Here is a 19,526-nt window from a genome sequence, read left to right as displayed (position 1 = left end):
ATCGTAGTTCCGGGAATAGCCAGCCGCCAGGTCTATCTGCTCACAGTTCAGCTATTAATCTACCAATTCGCAACTTTTCCTCTATAATTCAGTCTATTAAAAGTGTACTGGGAAAATAGACTCTAAATTTCCAGACTCTGAATAGACCTGCAGAGAAAGTTAAGAGATGGGAGAGTTACGCTTAAATGAATAAGATTTCCACGAAAAAATCATCGAGCACCATGAAGTGGGTTGCTGCTTCGCTTGCGGGTGTGCTATGGATTATGCCGGTGATCGGCAGTGAAGGAATATTGCAATTAGGACATGGCTCCGCATCGGTTGCTCAGGCGGCAGAATCTGCTTTTAATGTGACCAAACTTGGCGAAGAAGTGATTACTTCCGGCGCAATAATGATGAAATATAAGTATACCGCTGCACGCTCTGGCAAGAATGTCACCGGGCTGGCGGATGTTATCCGTGTTGATTTAAACAATCCTTATGTTTCCCTCGATGTGATGACAGGCAAAGACGGTAAACTGACTACCCGCCAGAGTACGGGCGGCATGGCTAAAGAGACCGGAGCGGTGGCGGCAGTGAATGGTGATTTTTTCAACACCTCCGCGGAAGGGGCGCCAATGGGCGGCCAGATCTCGTCCGGAGTAATGGTATCAACGCCATCGCAGCTGGACGGGATGTATGCGTTTGCCGTGACGAAGGACAGAAAGCCGGTGATTGACGAGTTTTCCTTTGAGGGTATGGTAACGGCGGAGGACAGTGCCCAGTTCCCTCTTTCCGGGATGAACAAGAGCGCATACACTCCTGAAGACGGCAGCTCTACATACAGCCATGCCAACGCTCTGTATATTTATACGGATGCTTGGACGGCGCTGGAGCGTCCCAAAAACAGCTCGACCACACCTACGGAGGTGCTTGTTGAGAACGGCGTAATTACGCAGATTTCAGAAAATGCGGCGCTGCCGATGGCGGTTCCGCAGGGAGCGTATATTCTTCGGGCGCACGGTCTGGCTTCAAAATATGTTATTGCCCATACGGCAGTTGGACAGACAGTGGACAGCACCTACTCCCTGATTTCACAAACAACGCAGCAGACATTAGATCCTGCCAGTCTACAAATGATGATCGGGGGGCATACCATCCTGGTCGATAACGGCAAAGCAGCGGCGTTCTCACGCTCTGTAAGCAGCATTGGCGGCTATCGCGCCCGGACGGCTCTCGGTTATTCGCAGGACGGTCGTTACGTCTATGTGATAGCAGGGGAGAAGAATGACAACAGCGCAGGCTTGTCGTTGTCGGAGCTGCAGTCTTTCATGACCCGTATCGGTGTCTGGAAAGGCCTCAACCTCGATGGCGGGGGTTCCACTACAATGGTAGACCGGCCGCTCGCCGAAACCTCCACCAGCCTTACTTTTAATACCGAGTATGGAACCGAGCAGCGCAGTATCGTGAATGGATTGGGTGTGTATACGACAGCTCCCCAGGGTGAAGTGAAAGGAATCAAAATCAGCGGCAGCTCGGTGCTTCTGATCGGGCAGCAGGCTGCCTATTCATTAAAAGGCTATGATACTTACTATAATCCGATAGATGTAGCTTCCGGCAATCCGGCCTGGACGTCGAGCGGGGGCAGCGTAACGGTAAGCGCTGGGCAAGCAACTGCAGTGAAGCCCGGTACGGTAACTCTGAAGGCTGTCAGCGGCTCCGCGAGTGCTTCCACCAAAGTTACTGTGCTTGGCGGCGATAATCTGAGCAGCCTGACCGTGGGCACCGCAACAGCTTCGCTGACAGCCGGAAGCTCGGTTTCTGTTCCGGTAACAGCCCTTACAAGGAGCGGAGCCACGATAGCTGTGCTGAATTCCGCCCTGAAATGGGAATTTATCGGCTTTAAGGGTAGTGTGAACGACGGCAAGCTGACCGTAGACTCTGTAAATCCAGGGGCGACAACAGGATATGCTATTGCCCGCTATGACGGGTTCAGCACCGCAGTGGTTCTATCCACAGCGACAGCCAGCATATGGGAGAATTTCGAGAATGTAACCTATCCGATTGCCTTTACGACCAACGTCCCTGCAGTCAAGGGCACTGCGGCTGTAACCGAAGGCAGCGGCGACCGCGCTGGTTCCAAGGTGCTTAGCCTGAGTTATGATATGACGGCGGGCAGCGGAAAAATGTATGCCTATGCCCAGCTAAACGGGACCACGGGGAAAACCATCCCGGCAGCAGCCACCTCCATGTCGGTTGATTTGATGGGCGACATGAGTCTGAACTGGCTGCGTGCGGAGCTGGTGGACAACAGCGGCGCGACTGTATATGTAGATTTGGCGAAAATCATCGACTGGAATGGCTGGAGGAAGATAAACATTGATTTGACGGGCTCCGGCATTAAATTCCCGGCTTCACTGAAACGTCTTTATGTAGTGAATGTGGAAGAAGGACAGGATGAACGGGCCAAGACGGGTACGGTAGCTTTTGACAACCTGTCCTTTACCATGCCTTCCTTGTCCAGTGACGCAGGACTCCCTGACGCAACGGTTACGATGACTATGGGACAAAAATCAATGACGGTGAACGGCACTAAAAAGGCCATTGATGTCACGCCTCTTATAAAAAACGGCAGCACGTACGTACCGATCCGCTATGTGCTTGACGCCTTCGGCGGAAGTGCGGGTTGGGATGCAGCAGCCAAGAGAATAATGGTGCTACGTGGTTCCAAGGTGCTGGATCTGACGTTAGGAAACAAAGAATTCCTCTTGAACGGAAAACGTCAAAGCGCCGAAGTAGCCCCTTTATCCCTGAATGGCAGGACTTTAGTACCCCTTAGACTGGTCTCGGAGCAGCTGGGTCTCAGCGTAAAATGGGCACAGGAAACGAAGACCGTAACGATCGAATCATGATATGGTAATATAAAGGCAAGCCTTTAATTATGATTCGATAGAAATGGGGCAACCGTCCGTGGAATTTCAGGCCGATGCGATTGACCGCGTCATTAAGAACACCATCGAAGTGATGGTGGACAGCAAATATCAGATTTTTGAAATATTGCAGGTTGCTCGTGACGAGCTTGTGGCACTTACCAGAGAATTGCAGCGGGTAATGGATGAAACGGAACACACCTTGCAAAGGGTGGACAAGCTGGAGCTGCAATATCATCGCTCCCGGATCCGGCTGACGGAAGTCAGCCGTGATTTTGTCCGCTATTCGGAGATGGATATCCGTATTGCTTACGAGAAAGCGACCGAGCTTCAGCTGGAGCTTATGATGACCAGAGAGAGGGAAACTTACCTCAGAACCCGGCGTGATGAACTGCAATTGCGTGTTCGCAGTGTGGAGCACTCGGTGGAGCGTGCTGAATCTATAGGATCGCAAATGAGCGTAGTCCTGGAGTATTTGTCCGGAGAGCTGGGACAGGTGACACGTATTGTCGAATCGGCGAAAAACAGGCAGATGATTGGACTAAAGATTATACTGGCCCAAGAAGAGGAACGGAAGAGAATCGCCCGGGAAATTCACGATGGGCCCGCTCAAATGCTCGCAAATCTAGTCCTTAGGACGGAAATTGTGGAAAGAATGCTGCTAAAGCAGGAATTTGGACTGGTGCAGGACGAAATAGTAGATTTGAAAGGACAGGTTCGTTTCAGCCTGGAAGAAATGCGTAAGGTTATTTTTAATTTGCGTCCGATGGCACTCGACGATTTGGGACTGATTCCGACACTGCGCAAGTACGTGCATGATTATGAGGAAAAGACGAAGATCCGGACCTCTTTTGAGACAAGAGGCAAGGAGCATCGGCTCACTTCAGCGATGGAAGCAGCAGTATACCGTCTGGTTCAGGAAGCGCTGACGAATGCAGCGAAGCATGCTTACCCCAGTTACGTGTTAGTAGAGATTACATTCCAAGCACAGTTGATTAAAATTGTTGTCAGAGATAATGGTTTGGGCTTCAATGTACAGCAAATCAAAAAAGAGCAAAGCAGCCGGGAGAGCTTCGGTCTGGTAGGGATGCGCGAGCGCGTGGAGCTGCTGGAAGGAAGAATGGAAATTGAATCGGCCGAGAATCAAGGCACATCAGTTGTAATCCACATTCCAACAAACGTGGATAAAGGAAAGGAGTAATGTAATGGAGAACCAAAACTCTGGCAAGATGTCCATTAAAGTGCTTTTGGCGGACGATCATCAGCTGTTTCGCGAAGGGCTCAAACGCATTTTGAATATGGAGGACGATATTGAGGTCATCGGAGAATGCGGCGATGGGATTCAGGTTCTGGAGTTCTGTAACGGGAATAAACCGGACATTGTCCTTATGGATATCAATATGCCCACCCAGAACGGCGTAGAAGCTACGCAGAAGCTGCGGGAAATGTTCCCGGATATTAAGGTAATTATTTTATCGATTCATGACGATGAAAGTTATGTTTTCGAGACGCTCCGCAAAGGTGCCAACGGTTATTTGCTGAAGGATATGGAAGCCGAGTCGCTTATTAACGCGATCCGTTCCGTCTGTGAAGGGCATGCTTTTATTCATCCGAAGGTGACAGGCAAGCTGATTAACCAGCTGCGTCGCATGACCTACCTGAACGAGACCGGTGCGATGGCCGAGACCGCAGTGAAGGAAGCAGGCGTGAAATTTGTAGCAGGCGACAATAATCCACTAACCCGCCGTGAAGCGGAAGTGCTGCGGCTGATGGCCGAAGGCAAGAGCAACAAGATGATTGGGGAATACCTGTTCATTAGTGAAAAAACAGTCAAAAACCACGTCAGCAGCATTCTGCAAAAAATGGAAGTGGATGACCGAACGCAGGCTGTAATTAACTCGATCAAGTATGGCTGGGTAACGTTGTAAGACAAGAACTTTTTTTTACATATACTGATTAACGGATGGTGTCGATCAGAAAATGGTTCAGCGCGGATTTTAGCAGAAGTATAACTGTGCCTGAGAAGCAGTTTTTTTGTAAGTAAGGACTGGGCAGTCACCGACCTTTTGTCACCGGCATATATTGTCGGTATACAGAGGAGGTGTATCTTCATGGTAGCCCAGCTGATATGGATTGCAGCCGTGTATGCTTCTGCGGTGGCCATTGTCCATGTACTGCATATTCTGGAGAAGACGCGGAAGACACCGCGAACCGGGAAGTGGATTCATTATGTTCTTATTACCCGCAATCAGGAATCAGTAATAGAGTGGTACATTCGTGCGCTGACTTTGCATGCCTTCCTCACCGGAAAGCGGTTGCGTGTGACATGCGCGGATGATAGCTCCACGGACAGCACACTGCTGCTGGTTTCCAAAATGAAGCAGGACGGATGCTCTCTTGATGTGGAGACGGATATTGGATATTTTGTTGAACGGAGCAGTGAACAGCGGTACGGTAACCCATGGATGGAGCAAGAAATAGTTGTTGATTTGCGATTGCCTGGGGTGCTGGTCCCGCTGCCATTTATGCTGGCTCTGGGAAGTAGGGGATACGGATCAAAGCGTGGCTAAAGGTAAAACCATATGCTAGTAACGGGTGAAGCACACTCTCTGAACATGGAGGAGTGTGCTTTTTTGCGTTGTGGCGGGATGGGGGATATCTGAGAAGGGAGAGTGGTTACCGTAGTATGAACAGCTGCAAAAGTAGCATTGGAAGGCTCTGTGGAGGAAGGTGTGGGGTGAGATGAGATGTAGAAGTGCAGGCCTGTTGATTAACCAACAATTGGTATCTTGTGTCGGTACAATAACATTATCCATTCCGCTTTCAAGAACTGTAACAGAAGCAGACGAGCAAAAGCGGCAAAGGACATGTGTATATAACGGCTTTGACGATCTGTAGTGTGCTTACGTTACGCACTTAATTGCATTCTGTGCAACTATATGGGAGAAAACGGAGCACATCTCACTTCTAATTGCATTTCGTGCAACTAAAACAGAGAAAATACCCGTTTCCCCGCCATTCTCCGTTAAATAGTTGCAGCAAGTGCAATTAAAATGCTATTTGTTTGCTTGTTGAGAGTAATAATTGCACCAAGTGCAACTAAAGGTGGATGAGGGCCCTGAATCTGGTCTGCCAGAACCAGTGGGATAAGGTATTTGGGTGGGAATGCGGAACGAGAGGTAGATATCTCTCAAAGGCAACTGAATTTTAATTTCTGGGTTTGTGCCTGAAGCAGGCCTTTTAGTTTGATTAGAGGAAGGAGTGGTGTTGGTGAAGGTAGCTGTGTATGCGGTTTTGGATAAGGGAGTTTGGGGTGTGCGGCTGTCGTTGGATTTGCGGGTGGATGTGGAATGGTGGAATAAGAAGAATGCGGTAGTGGCGAGTGACGAACATTTAAGAAATTGTAAGATGTTTATCTTATCCAGAGCTATTCCGCTTGGATGGGCTGTTAAGCTGCGGGATGGTTTTACATACCGGAATGAAATGCAGCAATGGGGGACAGACGCTTGGGGCGAATATGTTAGTGGTATTCTTGAAAAGGAGTGGAGTGAGGAGAGGGAGGCTAGACGCGGGCAGGCGGGGATGGGGGCTATGGGGGGAATGAACGAGAGAAATGGGTGGACGGAAGGAGAGGAGAGAGCGGAAAGGGGAGGTAGAGAGGATGGATCGAGTAGATCGGATAAACTGGAAAGAGCGAAAGAAGCGGAAAGAGTGGATAGGGAAGGTAGAGCGGAAAGAGTGGATAGAATGCATATTCTAGCGGGCCGTGGGGTTACGCTGGAACAAGCAGCGGACGGATTGGCTGAGCTGATGTCGGGACGCTCCTTGCTGGAGCCGGAGCTTATGGCGCTCCTGAGCGAGCGCTGCCCGGAGCTGGCGGAACATTGGCGCAGCGCGGCTCAGCTGGCGCATTTAAGGGGGCGGCTGAGGCTGGAAGCCGCCCTTAGCGTGGGGCCGATGCGTCCTGCGGCTGCGCATCGGGGGCCCCGCCAGCAGCGTTCCGGTGCTGGCGGCCTGGCTCGCGCCGTGGCAGCGCTGCTGCCGCACTGGCGCTTGCCTTGGCGCGGCGCTGCCCGCCGCCGCGCGCTCCCGCGCTGCCTGCGCTGCGGCAGCGCCGCCACTGCCCGCACGGCCTGCGCCGCGTGCGGGCTTGCGGGCTGCGCCTATTGCGAGGCCTGCCTCGCACTCGGGCGCAGCCGCTCTTGTGCGCTGCTGCTGCGCAGCGCAGCGCTTCCCGCGGCCGTGCTGCGCAGCACGGCCGATCTTGACCCCACCGCGGCGGCACGCCGGTGGGGGCTTGGCGCGGCGCAGGCGGAGGCCGCCGGCGCTGCGCTGGGCTTCATGGCGGAGCCGCGCCAGCGCTCCGCCGACCCTTGCCCGGAGCGGTTCCTGCTCTGGGCGGTGACGGGAGCGGGGAAGACCGAAATGATCTTCCCGCTCCTTGAGGCCGTGCTATTCGCCGGAGGCCGCGCACTCGTAGCGACACCGCGCCGCGATGTCGTACTTGAGCTTGCGCCTAGGCTCGCAAAAGCCTTCCCGGCGGAGACCATCGCCGTGCTCTACGGCGGCAGCCCGGACCGCTGGACCAGCGGCCGGCTGATCCTGGCGACAACCCACCAGCTGCTGCGTTTTCATCAAGGCTTCGACCTCGTGATTATCGATGAGCTGGATGCCTTCCCCTATCATAATGACCCCATGTTGGCCCATGCTGCCGGGCAAGCCTGCAAAAAAGACGGCACCTTCATCTACCTCTCCGCCACACCGCCGCAGGAGTTGCAGCGGCAGGTAAGAAAAGGCACACTAGCCCACGCCCGAGTCCCTGTACGATTCCACGGTCATCCCTTGCCGCAGCCGAAGCATCTGACTATGGCCTCGATAAGTGTCTGCTTGAAGCGTGGCGGATTACCAAAGCCGCTAATCCAGGCGCTGCGCAAATCGCTGGCGAGGAATGCGCAAATCTTTATGTTTGTATCGCGGATTGCCCATATTGAAAAGCTGCTGCCCCTTCTTCGCCGCAATTTTCCCGGGGTTGTCATCGCAGGCACCTCCTCACAGGATCCCGCGAGAGGTAAGAAAGTGAACGCTTTTCGCAGCCGTGAAATCTCCATGTTGGTGACAACAACCATACTGGAGCGGGGGGTTACGGTCCCTCGAAGCGATGTTTTTATTATGGACGCAGACAGCAATCTTTTTGATGAAGCCTCTTTAGTTCAAATGGCAGGCCGTGCCGGGCGCTCCAAAGAGGACCCCGCAGGTATCGTCATTTTTGCCTCATCGCAGTGGAGCCGCTCGCAACGCGGTGCCATCTCTCAAATCCGCACCATGAACCGCATCGCCCAGCGCAAAGGTTACCTAAGAAAGGAGCAGTCCTGATGAATTCCCCGGTGAGGCTGAATCATTTTCTTTCTCTGCTGTCCCCCTCCTTATCCCAGTGCCTTGCCTGCGGACAACGGGGGCGGCCGTCGGCGCTTTTTCCAAGCCTTTGTGTACATTGTGCGGCGTTGATTCCCTGGATCAGCTCTCCCAGATGTCAAACATGCGGAAGGCATGTCGGTTGTCCTGACTGCACTCGCAGCAGCGAGCCCTCCCCGATCCAATGTAACAGAAGTGCGGTAGCTTATAACAGCGTAATGCGCCAATGGCTCGGCCAGTATAAATATCGGGGAAACGAGCGGTATGCACCATTACTCGGAGTAATGCTGGAGAGGGCGTATCAAATCCTGATTGAAGAAAGGAAACCCGCATTTCAAAAAAGGCCAAGGGGCCATTTTCCAGCTTTACTCTTCCGCCGTTCTATATCTATAGTTCCATGGCAAGCAGATATCCTCGTACCTGTTCCGGTCAGTGAATCGCGTTTGGTTGAACGAGGGTTCAATCAGGCGGAGCGTCTTGCGGATGAGTTATCCCGGCGGAGGGTAATTCCGGTATTGCCCCTGCTGATCCGGACACATCATACCGGCAAACAAAGCTTTAAAAGCCGTGCGGAACGCTTGACCGATATGAAGCATGCTTTTGCACCCAATACGTCAGTTCAGGAAAGTTATTTTAAATGGTTGCAAGGCTCACACCACACGCGCCCCGTACGCGTTATCATTGTGGACGACATCTATACCACCGGCAGTACTATTCGGGCATGTGCTGAAGCGGTGAGAAATATGACCGAAGCCTGTGGTTATAGTGCAGAGATATATAGCCTTACGTGGGCACGTTCTTAACCAGAACCCGCAGCACCATAGACGAAAAACCTCTAATCATGTAATCTAGAAGAATAAGGAATCCAATTGCGGTACAATATGTAAGGGAAGGGGCGGCTGCTTAAAATGAATCTAGACAATTGTCCAAGATGCGGCCGGTTGTATCTTAAGAATCTCATGGGGATTTGCCAGGTCTGCGTTAGGGAACTGGAGCAACAATATGAAACTTGCGTCAAGTATCTCCGTGAGAACAGAGGCATCACCATTCAGGAGCTGTCAGATGCTACGGAAATATCCATAAAGGAAATCACCCGTTTTATTAGAGAAGGGCGGATCTCCATTGCAAACGCACCTAATATGATGTATCCATGCGAGGTGTGCGGGATGCTGATTAGAGAAGGGCATATGTGCGACAGCTGCCGAACCCGTTTGAGAAAAGATTTGACAAGTGTAACCAAGGAAAGCGCTCTCGAAAAGGAGTCCAAAAAAGATCAAAGGGGCGCATATAAGGCCATAGATAAGTCAAGGGACTGATAAAATCTGCAAAAAACGTTTGCAGCTATAAAGAATGTTTCAACACACGCCGATAAACTTAGTAATGATTATCGGCTTTTTTATATTACAAGGAAGGTGGAAGTTATGAAAATTAACGAGACCGGACGAATTAACGCGATCAATCCGTATCAACGCAATGCGGAATCGCAAAGGCAGGAACAAATGAAGAAAAGTACGCGCAAGGATGAGGTTTCGATCTCTACAGAAGCCATGAAGCTCCTTCAGGCCCAGAACAGCGGCAAAATTGATGCTGAACGTTCGCTCAAGATTGAAAGCTTGAAGCAGCAGGTTTCCTCCGGTACTTATCAAGTTGACGCAGCCAAGCTCGCAGAGAAACTCGCCCCTTATTTCAAGCAATCCTCCGAGAATTAGGTGAAACCATCCATGGCATTGACTACATTGATTGAACTTTTGGAGCGGCTGGATGAAGTGCATCATCAGATGCTTGAACTGGCCGTTTCCAAGAAGCAGGCTATTATGGACAATAAGGTTGAAGGACTGATCGATATCCTTAACCGCGAGTCCAAGCTCATGAAGCTGACTGGACAGCTCGAGGAACAGCGTGCGCAGGCGGCTTATGCCTTTCTGCAGGGTGTTGGCATTCGCTCCAACCTCAACCTGAACCTGACAGAGCTGTCCAGACTTGTATTTGACCCTGAAGACAAATCTCGACTGCTGCAAATTCAGCGTAAGCTTTCAGGCACTTTGCAGAGCCTGAAGGACGCCAACGAGCTTAACCAGAAGCTGATTGAGCAGTCGCTTACCTTTATAGATTATTCCCTCGATTTATTGGTGGGAAGACCAAATCAGGATATAACCTATCACCATCCGTCCGACAAGGGCGGCAGCATGAGCCGGCCGGGACTGTTTGACGCCCGGGGATAGAAATGCGCTTAGAAGACAGGTTTTGCTTGATGCAAAGCTTTTAAGGGGGAACAAGGAGTATGACATCCACTTTTCACTCAATAGAAACGGCGAGACGTAGTCTGTTCACCCAGACAGCTGCCCTTAATACAACCGGACACAATATCGCCAATGCCAACACAGAGGGATACAGCCGGCAGACCGTCAAGATGGCTGCTTCCCGCCCCATCGAAGCGTATGGACTTACCAAGTCTACGGTACCCGGTCAGCTGGGTACGGGTGTAGAGTTTGGCTCTATCGAGCGCATCCGGGAGACATTTTTGGATGAGCAGTTCCGCGATGAGAACTCTGCACTGGGCAACTGGACAATTCAGTCGGATACGCTGGACAAGCTGGAGGCCATTTTTAACGAACCTTCAGATACAGGAATCAGCACCGTGCTTAGTAACTTTTGGAAATCCTGGTCCGATTTGAGTAAGAATCCGGAAGATAGCACCGCCCGGAAGATTGTAGTGCAAACCACACAATCCATGACGGACGCTTTGAACTACATGAGTAGACAGCTTGATAATCTTGATTCGGATTTAGCCTCTAATATTTCTGTTAAAGGTACGGAGATACAGACATACCTGTCTGCCATGGCGGACCTGAATAGATCCATTTTTCAAATAGAGAGCTTGGGCGATAAAGCGAACGACCTGCGCGATCAGCGCGATCTCATAGTAGACAAGCTTTCCAAGATTGTTAATGTCTCTGTAATGGAGACGGGTAGCGGCTATAATGTGTCGCTCGGTGGCCAACCGCTTGTACAAGGTTTTGAGGTCTCCGCTACCGTGGATAGTGCCTTCCTGGCCTCCGCTTATGGCGACGGTACATCCGGAGATTTGAAGTCCGGTGAGGTGTACGGCATGATTGCCTCAAGCAAGAAATATGTGGCTGACTACAAGTCTCAACTGGACAACATAGCCAATACCATTGCTACGGGAGATATAGAAGTTACTCTTCCCAAAGGCTCCATACCCCCTGAAGGAACAAAGCTAACCAATAATGCCGCCGTAACCAATGCGGATGGGACAATTTCTACCATAACAGCGGGAACAGCGTTTCCCCAAGGGGCCACGTTGAATTCCGATGTGAAGACAGTAGTACAAGGTCTCAATGGTCTCCATCAACTGGGCTATACAATGGACGGCACGCTTAATCCCGGCAAGCCCCTGTTTACAATTACAGGCGATGGAGCGGCAATCACGGCAGGCAATATTACTTTTAATACCGAGATTGCAGCGGATACCAATCTGCTCGCTACCTCTCTTAGAACTACTGGAACGGGTGCCGCTGAATCTGTAGTCAAAGGAAATAATACGTTAGCGCTCCTGCTTGCCAATCAGCAGTCAGGTTCTTTTAAATCCCCAACAACGGGTATTACAGCAACGGCCAGCACCTTCTATAAATCCTTGGTAGGACAGCTTGGCGTTCAATCACAGGAAGCCACACGCCAAACGAACAACTCCAATTATTTGGTGGAACAGGTGGATGCGCGTCGTCAATCCGTCAGTGGGGTATCCCTGGACGAAGAGATGTCCAATATGCTGGTGTTCCAGAAAGCATACAGCGCTGCGGCACGTTTTATGACGACTTATGACGAACTGCTCGACAAATTGATTAATTCAACCGGCACCGTAGGCAGATAAAAGAGAGGGAAGGAGGAATAAGAAATGTTAAGAGTCACTTCAAATATGATGAACTCACAGCTGCTGCTTAACTTGAACCGCAATGCGCGTACTATGAACGAAACTCAACTGCAGTTGGCAACAGGGCGCAAGCTTAATAAGCCATCCGATGATCCGGTCGGTATTACTTACTCTCTACGTTATCGAGCAGAGCTGTCTTCAAATGAGCAATATCAGAAAAATGTGGATGATGCGATTTCCTGGCTGGATTTTAATGATACGGTAATGACGCAGGCTGGGGATGTTGTTCAGAGATTGCGAGAATTGACTGTTCAAGGAGCGAATGGAACCAATCCTCAAACAGCGCTCGACAGCATTAATGCTGAGGTCAAGCAACTCAAAGAACAATTGATCGATATTAGCAATAGCCAATTTAAGGGGAAATATATTTTTAACGGACAGCAGTATGATGTTAAGCCCTTTGATTTTGCTACAGGAGCGGATGGGACTCTTGATACCTCGGGTGCTGCTCTGGTCACAACAGATGGCGGGCTTGTGAATTATGCTGTCGGAGACAGCGTCCAGCTTCCTATTAATATTACGGGAAATGAAGTTTTCGGAGGAACTGACGCAGATAACATCTTCAAGGTTATGGATAGGATCTCTGGCGCATTAGCATCTGGAGACACTTCTGGAGTATCTGCTGAGCTGACTAACTTAGATACGAGAACCAATAAAATGCTGGCAGTGCAGGCTAACATTGGTGCAAAAACCAATCGTATTGAACTGATGCAGAAACGTTTGAGTGATTTGGAAGTTAACCTTACTGACCTTCAGTCAAAGACGGAGGACGGTGATTATGCCAAGTTGTTGATGAATTCGAAAATTCAGGAAAATATCTATAATGCATCCCTTTCCGTGGGTTCCAAAATCATTCAAACATCCCTCGTTGATTTTATAAGATAAAGGGAGGAGCCCCTGATGCAGCCGATTGTACAAATACGCCAGATGCCTGCCTTAATTGGTCTGGATACAACGTCGGGTAGTTTGTCGATAATCCAACCTAAGGCCGATATGCAAATTACAACAACCCAAGGGGAATGGAGTATATACCAATCCGCTCCGGAAATGACAATTGATCAATCCCAAGCCCGTGCCGCATACACTGGAGGACCCTATAGTGAAATGAGTCAACGCATCTATTCCGGTATCGAGCAGCTTTGGTTGCAAGGCATTGCCAAGCGGATGGAACAAGGCGAACGTATGGCGAACTTTTTCAAGCCGGGGAACAGTATCGCCGAGGTATACGGAGAGGATTGGCAGCCAATCTCTTATCCTGAGACCAGAGCGCCGGCTTCTATTGATAATGTGCACATAGATGTTAGAGTCGTTCCAGTGCAAATGGAGTATCGTAAGGGTGAAGTGAACATACAGGTCGAGGCTCATAAACCGGAGATTAGCTTTACTCAGGCGAGCGTAGATATTTATTTGCGGCAGCGTCCGTCCCTGACCTTCATACCACCTGGGATCGATATCCAATTGTAAATATCACAAGCTATAGATCAGGTTGCTTATGACCGAACATCTATAGCTTTTTTCGTAGAATAAAATGATGAAGGAGTGTTCGTGGAGATGATTATAGAAACTTTAACATGGGGAACGCTGGATATTAGTGAAGAGCAGGTTTACCGTTTTTCTAGAGGAATCCCGGGTTTTGAAGAAGAGACAGAGTTTGCCGTGATCAGGGTGGAGGAGGGACCGTTTTCTTATCTCCAATCTTTAAAAAACCATAGTTTGTCATTTCTTCTCAGTGATCCTTTTGTCTTCTACCCATCCTATGAATTTGAACTACCGGATAGTGATAAGGAAGAGTTGGAGATCGAAGACGACGTTATAGTTCTTTCTATGGTGACCATCAGAGAAGAACTCGAGCAATCGACTTTAAATCTGCTAGCACCAATTGTACTGAATCCGGGTAAACATACTGGTAAACAGACAGTATTGCATAAATCTGCATACGGAACGAGGCATCATTTGTGGAATGCTCCCAAAGGGGAATTTAAGAAGGGCGGTGAATGACATGCTCGTACTTTCACGTAAAAAAGGCGAATCCATTATCATACAGGATAATATTGAAATTACCATTCTAAGTGTGGACGGGGATACGGTTAAGGTTGGGATTTCTGCGCCGAAGCATGTCGATATTTTCAGGGAGGAAGTATATTTGTCTATCAAAGAAGCCAACAAGGAATCCGCGGCTACTGCTCCTGACAATCTTAATGCTTTAATGGACCGTTTGCGTTCACAAAAATAAATTTTGTGAAAAACATAAAAAGCTATAAACAAATTAGCGAGCTAGACGATATATATGTTAGACGCTGTCCGGAGGGGCGGCCGACCTTAACGGCAGCGTTTACCACATGGATGTGGATAACCTATTTCAGGGAGGAATTTTATAATGAGAATTAATCACAACATTGCAGCATTAAACACTTATCGTCAGTTGTCTAGCAACACTGCAGCACAAAGCAAGTCCATCGAGAAGCTGTCTTCCGGTCTCCGCATTAACCGTGCAGGCGACGATGCTGCAGGTCTCGCGATTTCCGAGAAAATGCGTGGCCAGATCCGCGGTTTGGACCAAGCTTCCCGTAATGCCCAAGACGGCATTTCTTTGATTCAGACCGCCGAGGGTGCATTGAATGAAACCCATAGTATTCTCCAACGTATGCGTGAACTTTCTGTCCAATCTTCGAATGACACGAATACTGCACAAGACCGTACAAATATCCAAGATGAAATGAACCAATTAACTACAGAAGTTGATCGGATTCGCGATACAACTCAGTTCAACTCAAAGACTTTAATAAATGGTTCTATGGATGGTGCTGTAAATACTGCTGTAGCGAACATCAACAGTAACAGCGCTTTAAAATCCGGCGGTGCTGCAGTTACGGCACTTACTACTCTTGTTTCCTTACAAGATAGTAATAGTAATAGCTTAGGAATCACGGCAACTGATGTTATTACTATGTCTTATGTAAAAGATGGTTCAACAGTATCTACAAATATAACTGCTGGTGCTCTAACTATTGCAGATTTAGATGATGCTAATTTCACAGCTGCTGTTACGGCAGGAACTGTAACAGGGACAGCAGCAACAGCAGGTTATACTGGGGCAATAAACGGCTTGACTTATACTGTTAAAGATGCAAGTGGAAATATTAAAACGGCAGCTACTAATGCACTTTCTTCCTTTACTGAAACAACAGCAGCTGCGAATGTGCAAACAGATGGTAGAGCCACTTTCGCCATTGGTGCTAATACAGATCAAACGTTACAACTTGACATCAACGATATGGGAACTTCCGCACTTGGTATTAAAGGTTTGCAAGTTTCGACTCAATCCCAAGCAAATGTAGCTATTAAAGTTATAGATACTGCTATTCAGAAAGTTTCCGCTGAACGTTCCAAACTTGGTGCTTACCAAAACCGTTTGGATCACACCATAAACAACTTGAACACTTCCTCCGAGAACCTGACTGCCGCAGAATCTCGTGTTCGCGACGTAGACATGGCAAAGGAAATGATGGAGCAAACCAAAAACTCCATCCTGTCCCAAGCCGCTCAAGCGATGCTGGCTCAAGCGAACCAACAGCCGCAAGGCGTACTGCAATTGCTCCGTTAATCTTTACCGATCAACGAGAGGCCCTAGTATCCTAGGGTCTCTTTATTTGCATTAAAGGACCTTTGATAATGGTCATACTAAGGGACGGAAGGAGTGAAAATCATATGAAATTCGGGATTGTATTTTGTGGTCGCTGTAACAGCATGACGGTCGATAGCGGATTTGATACGCCCTCTACCTTAAAGTGTGTTGAGTGTAACAATGAGGATGAATTTAAGGTTGGTAAGGTTACGGTAGAGAAGGATGAGGTAAGTGTCCGCAAATTGATTGACATGGCCAAGAAAGATGCGCACGTGTCTAGTGACTGAAAAGTATAGATGAAATAACGGAAAATTTATCCGCTAACGTGTTCCCAGTCTCGTTTCTCGACACGTTGTTTCCATTCCATTTTTGGATTCACAAATGGTTCAGTAACATCCTCAGCAGATTTCTTGCGGCATATGAGTTTCCGACTAGGAAAAATTAGGATTTGCGTCGTAGTTTTTCGTCAGTTGTCTTAGCAACACTGCAGCACAAAGCAAGTCCATCGAGAATGTCTTCCGGTCTTCGCATAAACCCTGCAGGCGACGATGCTGCAGGGTTGGCAATTTCTGGAAAGATACGTGGTCAAATCCGAGAACTGGATCAAGCTTCCCGGAACGCACAAGATGGTATTTCCATGGTTCAATCCGCAGAAGGCGCTTTGAATGAAACTCACAGCACCCTTCAGCGTATTGCTTCGTTAATATTTATCAACTTATTAGTTTCCAAAAAAAAGAAGGACTCTGGATTTCTCAAAGTCTTTCTTTTTTTGGTCAAGTACATGGAATATTTCTCTTATTGTATTAATGTGAAAAGTAAATTAACCGATAGATATATTATACATTAATAGTTATCGGGGGTCCCGGGATGGATATCCGTTTTGCAGGTACAAGTAGTTACAATAGCAAGCTATTCGATAGCGTACCGATACCTGTATCCAAAGAGGCAGGTACTGACAGTTCGGAGATTGTAAAACTTCACAGCAATAATGAGTTGAAGCGGATGGAGAGACAAGGCATCGGAATTTCTTTAGGAGAGGAACAAGTCGTTAAAGCACTTGACCGGACTTTAAAAGCATTGGAAGGACCAACAACATCTTTTGAGGTTAGTGTTCATAAGGAGACGAACACAATTATGGTAAAAGTACTTAATAAAGAGACTGGTGAATTGATTCGGGAAATACCCCATGAAAAAACACTTGATCTTGTAGCGAACATGATGGAAATAGCCGGGATAATCATTGATGAGAGAGTGTAATAGGAGGAGGATGAAGTCATGACATTGCGAGTAAGCGGGTTGGCTTCCGGTATTGATGTGGATAGCATTGTAAAAGAAATGATGACTGCCAAGCGAATACCGCTCGATAAATTAAATCAACAAAAGCAAACGTTGCAGTGGCAGCGTGACAACTACCGGGAAATGAATAGTAAGCTTGTTGATTTCAGGAATAATAAACTGTTGAAATATAACACATCTGCTCAATTGAATACTCAGAAAGCGGTTGTGAGTGGAAATACTACGGCCTTAACCGCGGAAGCTACATCCACCGCTAATGGTATTCCAATGACTATTAGCGTTACTCAGCTTGCGAAACCGGCTTCCCATGCAACAAAAGGCATGGGCATGGTAGACGGGAGTGGGAACAGGCTTACTTCCAACTCGAAACTAACGGAATTGCAGGCGCTTAATGGAGGTACTCCTACAGCAGGAGAATACAAACTAACGTTAAATGGAACTGAAATAAAATTTTCTGAAAATATTAGCATTGCCGAAGTAGTATCGAAAATTAACATGACGAGTGCCGCGAAGGTTACAGCAAAATTCGATGAACTTACTGGAAAGCTGACAATTTCGTCTAACATTTTCAGTTCTGGTGGGACAGTAACCTTAGGTGCGGATAACAGTTTGTTGACTTTGTTCGGATCGGCTGGTGCTACTGATTTTACTCCATACCAATCTTCAGAGGTATATATTAACGGGACTGCTCCTGCGAACAAGCTTACTTTTAGCAGCAACAATTTTTCAATTAATGGTGTGCAAATCAACTTGCTATCTACAACAACGGCTCCCGTTACTCCGCCTGCACTCCCTGACCCAAGCAGTGGAACCCCTGTTACGATTAACACCCAGTCGGATCCTGCCAAGGCGTTGGAAACAATTAAAAACTTTATTCAGGACTATAATGACTTGCTTAATACGTTGAATAGCAAAATTACCGAGGAAAAGTACCGTGATTTTACCCCGCTGACCGATGAACAGAAGAAAGAGATGAAGGATAACGACATTGAACAGTGGGAAATAAAAGCCAAGAGCGGCATGTTGAAAAATGATGAAATCCTGAAATCGACAATTTCCTCCATGCGGTCAATTATTACAAATCAACTGGGCGATCTGAGTTCGATTGGGATAACAACAGGCAAATATTTCGAAAATGGTAAGCTTTATATTGATGAAGTGAAACTAAAGGCTGCCTTACAGAATAATCCGCAAAATGTTACAACAATTCTCCAAGGATCGACCAGCACCGATGGCGTGTTTGACCGATTGTCGGACGGCATAAATACGGCTCTTGATAAAATTTCAACCAAAGCGGGAACCTCCAAATATTCAACGGATCTTAACAGCACCTATAAATCGGAAAGTATAATCGGGAAAAGGTTAACCGATTATAACACCCGCATCAGCGTGTTCCAGAATAGATTGAATGACATGGAATCCAACTATTACAAACAGTTCACCGCCATGGAAACGGCAATTAATAAATACAATAGCCAGTCCAGCAATTTAACAAGTTCCTTGTCCTAATCTCTCCATGAAAGGTGAAGTGGTATGATTACATCTCCTTATGATAAATACAGGCAGTCTTCGGTTAAGACATCAAGTCCTGCCCAATTGCTGCTTATGTTATATGACGGAGCTATCCGTTTTGTCAAGGTGGCACTGGAAGGTATGGATGCTGCGGATTTTGAGAAGGTCAGTACGAATCTTGGTAAAGCACAGACGATCGTTAATGAGCTTATTACCACACTAGACAACACTTACGAAGTCTCTCAGTCTCTTGCTGCTCTCTACGAATACATTAACCACCTGTTCATCGTATCCAATATTAAGAAATCAAAAGAACCGGCTGAAGAAGCCATGGGATACCTACTAGAGCTTCGTCAAACCTTTGCTCAGGCCGCCAAAATGACCACTGGGCAAGACCTTCAGCATGGATAATCTTATCGGGGAGCTTGAGCAGCTTACGGTTGATTTGATGCCCCGGCTCCAAGAGGCCCCTTACGAAGAGCTTGAGGCCTATGTCGAAACCAGGCAGGGGCTTGTCGACTCGATTGGCGAGGCAGTCACAATTTGTCGTCCGACAGAGGGTCAGAAACAAGAAATCCGTCGAATCCTGGAACACGATTCAGCCATTCTCGCTCGAATGAATGCCCTTCGCCTGGAAGCTCAGGATTGGCTGCAGAAACGCAATCAAGCCAAGGCACAGCGCAGTGCGTACGAGTCTGGCTATACACCTGACAGCATTTTAATGGACCGTAAAAAATAATTTTTAATATAGTGTTTCAAGAATAGGGGCAGGCGGGTATAAATACTCGTCTGCCCCTATTCTTGTTTTGTAACACTGTAAAAA

Annotated in this window: 20 protein-coding genes; all 20 read left to right on the top strand. The window is 48.2% G+C overall.

Annotated features, from left to right (window positions below):
* Positions 1–185: 185 nt before the first annotated feature.
* The 20 genes from PaeBR_RS22260 (at position 186) to PaeBR_RS22165 (ending at position 19,442) form a co-directional block, all read left to right on the top strand.
* On the top strand, positions 186–2,888 hold the full coding sequence (locus tag PaeBR_RS22260) for a stalk domain-containing protein (protein WP_410512619.1): 2,703 nt from the start codon (positions 186–188) through the stop codon (positions 2,886–2,888).
* A gap of 58 nt (positions 2,889–2,946) precedes the next feature.
* Positions 2,947–4,107, top strand: coding sequence for a sensor histidine kinase (locus tag PaeBR_RS22255; RefSeq protein WP_410515274.1), 1,161 nt, complete (start codon positions 2,947–2,949; stop codon positions 4,105–4,107).
* 4 nt (positions 4,108–4,111) lie between these two features.
* Positions 4,112–4,834 carry a response regulator gene (locus PaeBR_RS22250; RefSeq protein WP_410512618.1) on the top strand — a complete coding sequence of 241 codons (723 nt, stop codon included), beginning with the start codon at positions 4,112–4,114 and terminating at the stop codon, positions 4,832–4,834.
* A 183-nt stretch (positions 4,835–5,017) separates the two neighbouring features.
* Positions 5,018–5,476 carry a hypothetical protein gene (locus tag PaeBR_RS22245; protein WP_410512617.1) on the top strand — a complete coding sequence of 153 codons (459 nt, stop codon included), beginning with the start codon at positions 5,018–5,020 and terminating at the stop codon, positions 5,474–5,476.
* 700 nt (positions 5,477–6,176) lie between these two features.
* Positions 6,177–8,279, top strand: a complete 2,103-nt coding sequence (locus PaeBR_RS22240) for a helicase-related protein (RefSeq protein ID WP_410512616.1) — start codon at positions 6,177–6,179, stop codon at positions 8,277–8,279.
* Positions 8,280–8,536: 257 nt separating this feature from the next.
* The gene (locus PaeBR_RS22235; RefSeq protein WP_410512615.1) at positions 8,537–9,121 is read left to right on the top strand and encodes a ComF family protein; all 585 of its coding nucleotides are present in this window, start codon (positions 8,537–8,539) and stop codon (positions 9,119–9,121) included.
* A 105-nt stretch (positions 9,122–9,226) separates the two neighbouring features.
* Complete coding sequence (locus PaeBR_RS22230) at positions 9,227–9,634, top strand: TIGR03826 family flagellar region protein (protein ID WP_410512614.1); 408 nt, start codon at positions 9,227–9,229, stop codon at positions 9,632–9,634.
* Positions 9,635–9,739: 105 nt separating this feature from the next.
* A complete protein-coding gene (gene flgM / locus PaeBR_RS22225; protein ID WP_410512613.1) occupies positions 9,740–10,027 on the top strand; it encodes a flagellar biosynthesis anti-sigma factor FlgM in 288 nt (95 codons plus the stop codon).
* Between the two features lie 12 nt (positions 10,028–10,039).
* On the top strand, positions 10,040–10,540 hold the full coding sequence (locus PaeBR_RS22220) for a flagellar protein FlgN (RefSeq protein WP_410512612.1): 501 nt from the start codon (positions 10,040–10,042) through the stop codon (positions 10,538–10,540).
* Positions 10,541–10,599: 59 nt separating this feature from the next.
* Complete coding sequence (gene flgK, locus PaeBR_RS22215) at positions 10,600–12,210, top strand: flagellar hook-associated protein FlgK (protein WP_410512611.1); 1,611 nt, start codon at positions 10,600–10,602, stop codon at positions 12,208–12,210.
* Between the two features lie 24 nt (positions 12,211–12,234).
* Positions 12,235–13,155: a flagellar hook-associated protein FlgL gene (gene flgL / locus PaeBR_RS22210; protein ID WP_410512610.1), complete on the top strand. Its 921-nt coding sequence runs from the start codon at positions 12,235–12,237 to the stop codon at positions 13,153–13,155.
* A gap of 15 nt (positions 13,156–13,170) precedes the next feature.
* Positions 13,171–13,734, top strand: coding sequence for a DUF6470 family protein (locus tag PaeBR_RS22205; protein WP_410512609.1), 564 nt, complete (start codon positions 13,171–13,173; stop codon positions 13,732–13,734).
* Between the two features lie 87 nt (positions 13,735–13,821).
* The gene (gene fliW / locus PaeBR_RS22200) at positions 13,822–14,268 is read left to right on the top strand and encodes a flagellar assembly protein FliW (RefSeq protein ID WP_410512608.1); all 447 of its coding nucleotides are present in this window, start codon (positions 13,822–13,824) and stop codon (positions 14,266–14,268) included.
* A 1-nt stretch (position 14,269) separates the two neighbouring features.
* A complete protein-coding gene (gene csrA, locus PaeBR_RS22195; RefSeq protein WP_410512607.1) occupies positions 14,270–14,503 on the top strand; it encodes a carbon storage regulator CsrA in 234 nt (77 codons plus the stop codon).
* Between the two features lie 144 nt (positions 14,504–14,647).
* Positions 14,648–15,874: a flagellin gene (locus PaeBR_RS22190; protein ID WP_410512606.1), complete on the top strand. Its 1,227-nt coding sequence runs from the start codon at positions 14,648–14,650 to the stop codon at positions 15,872–15,874.
* Positions 15,875–16,406: 532 nt separating this feature from the next.
* Entirely contained in the window at positions 16,407–16,742 is a 336-nt protein-coding gene (locus tag PaeBR_RS22185; RefSeq protein ID WP_410512605.1) for a hypothetical protein, read from the top strand.
* A 20-nt stretch (positions 16,743–16,762) separates the two neighbouring features.
* Complete coding sequence (locus PaeBR_RS22180; RefSeq protein ID WP_410512604.1) at positions 16,763–17,152, top strand: flagellar protein FlaG; 390 nt, start codon at positions 16,763–16,765, stop codon at positions 17,150–17,152.
* An 18-nt stretch (positions 17,153–17,170) separates the two neighbouring features.
* The gene (gene fliD / locus PaeBR_RS22175) at positions 17,171–18,700 is read left to right on the top strand and encodes a flagellar filament capping protein FliD (protein ID WP_410512603.1); all 1,530 of its coding nucleotides are present in this window, start codon (positions 17,171–17,173) and stop codon (positions 18,698–18,700) included.
* Positions 18,701–18,724: 24 nt separating this feature from the next.
* Positions 18,725–19,114, top strand: a complete 390-nt coding sequence (gene fliS / locus PaeBR_RS22170) for a flagellar export chaperone FliS (RefSeq protein ID WP_410512602.1) — start codon at positions 18,725–18,727, stop codon at positions 19,112–19,114.
* Positions 19,107–19,442, top strand: coding sequence for a flagellar protein FliT (locus PaeBR_RS22165; protein ID WP_410512601.1), 336 nt, complete (start codon positions 19,107–19,109; stop codon positions 19,440–19,442). Before fliS ends, PaeBR_RS22165 begins: the two co-directional genes overlap by 8 nt.
* The last annotated feature ends 84 nt before the right edge of the window (positions 19,443–19,526 follow it).

Source organism: Paenibacillus sp. BR2-3 (assembly GCF_046529485.1).
GTDB lineage: Bacteria > Bacillota > Bacilli > Paenibacillales > Paenibacillaceae > Paenibacillus_AQ.
The sequence above is the reverse complement of the archived record's forward strand: the minus strand, read 5'-3'. Positions and strand labels throughout refer to the sequence as shown.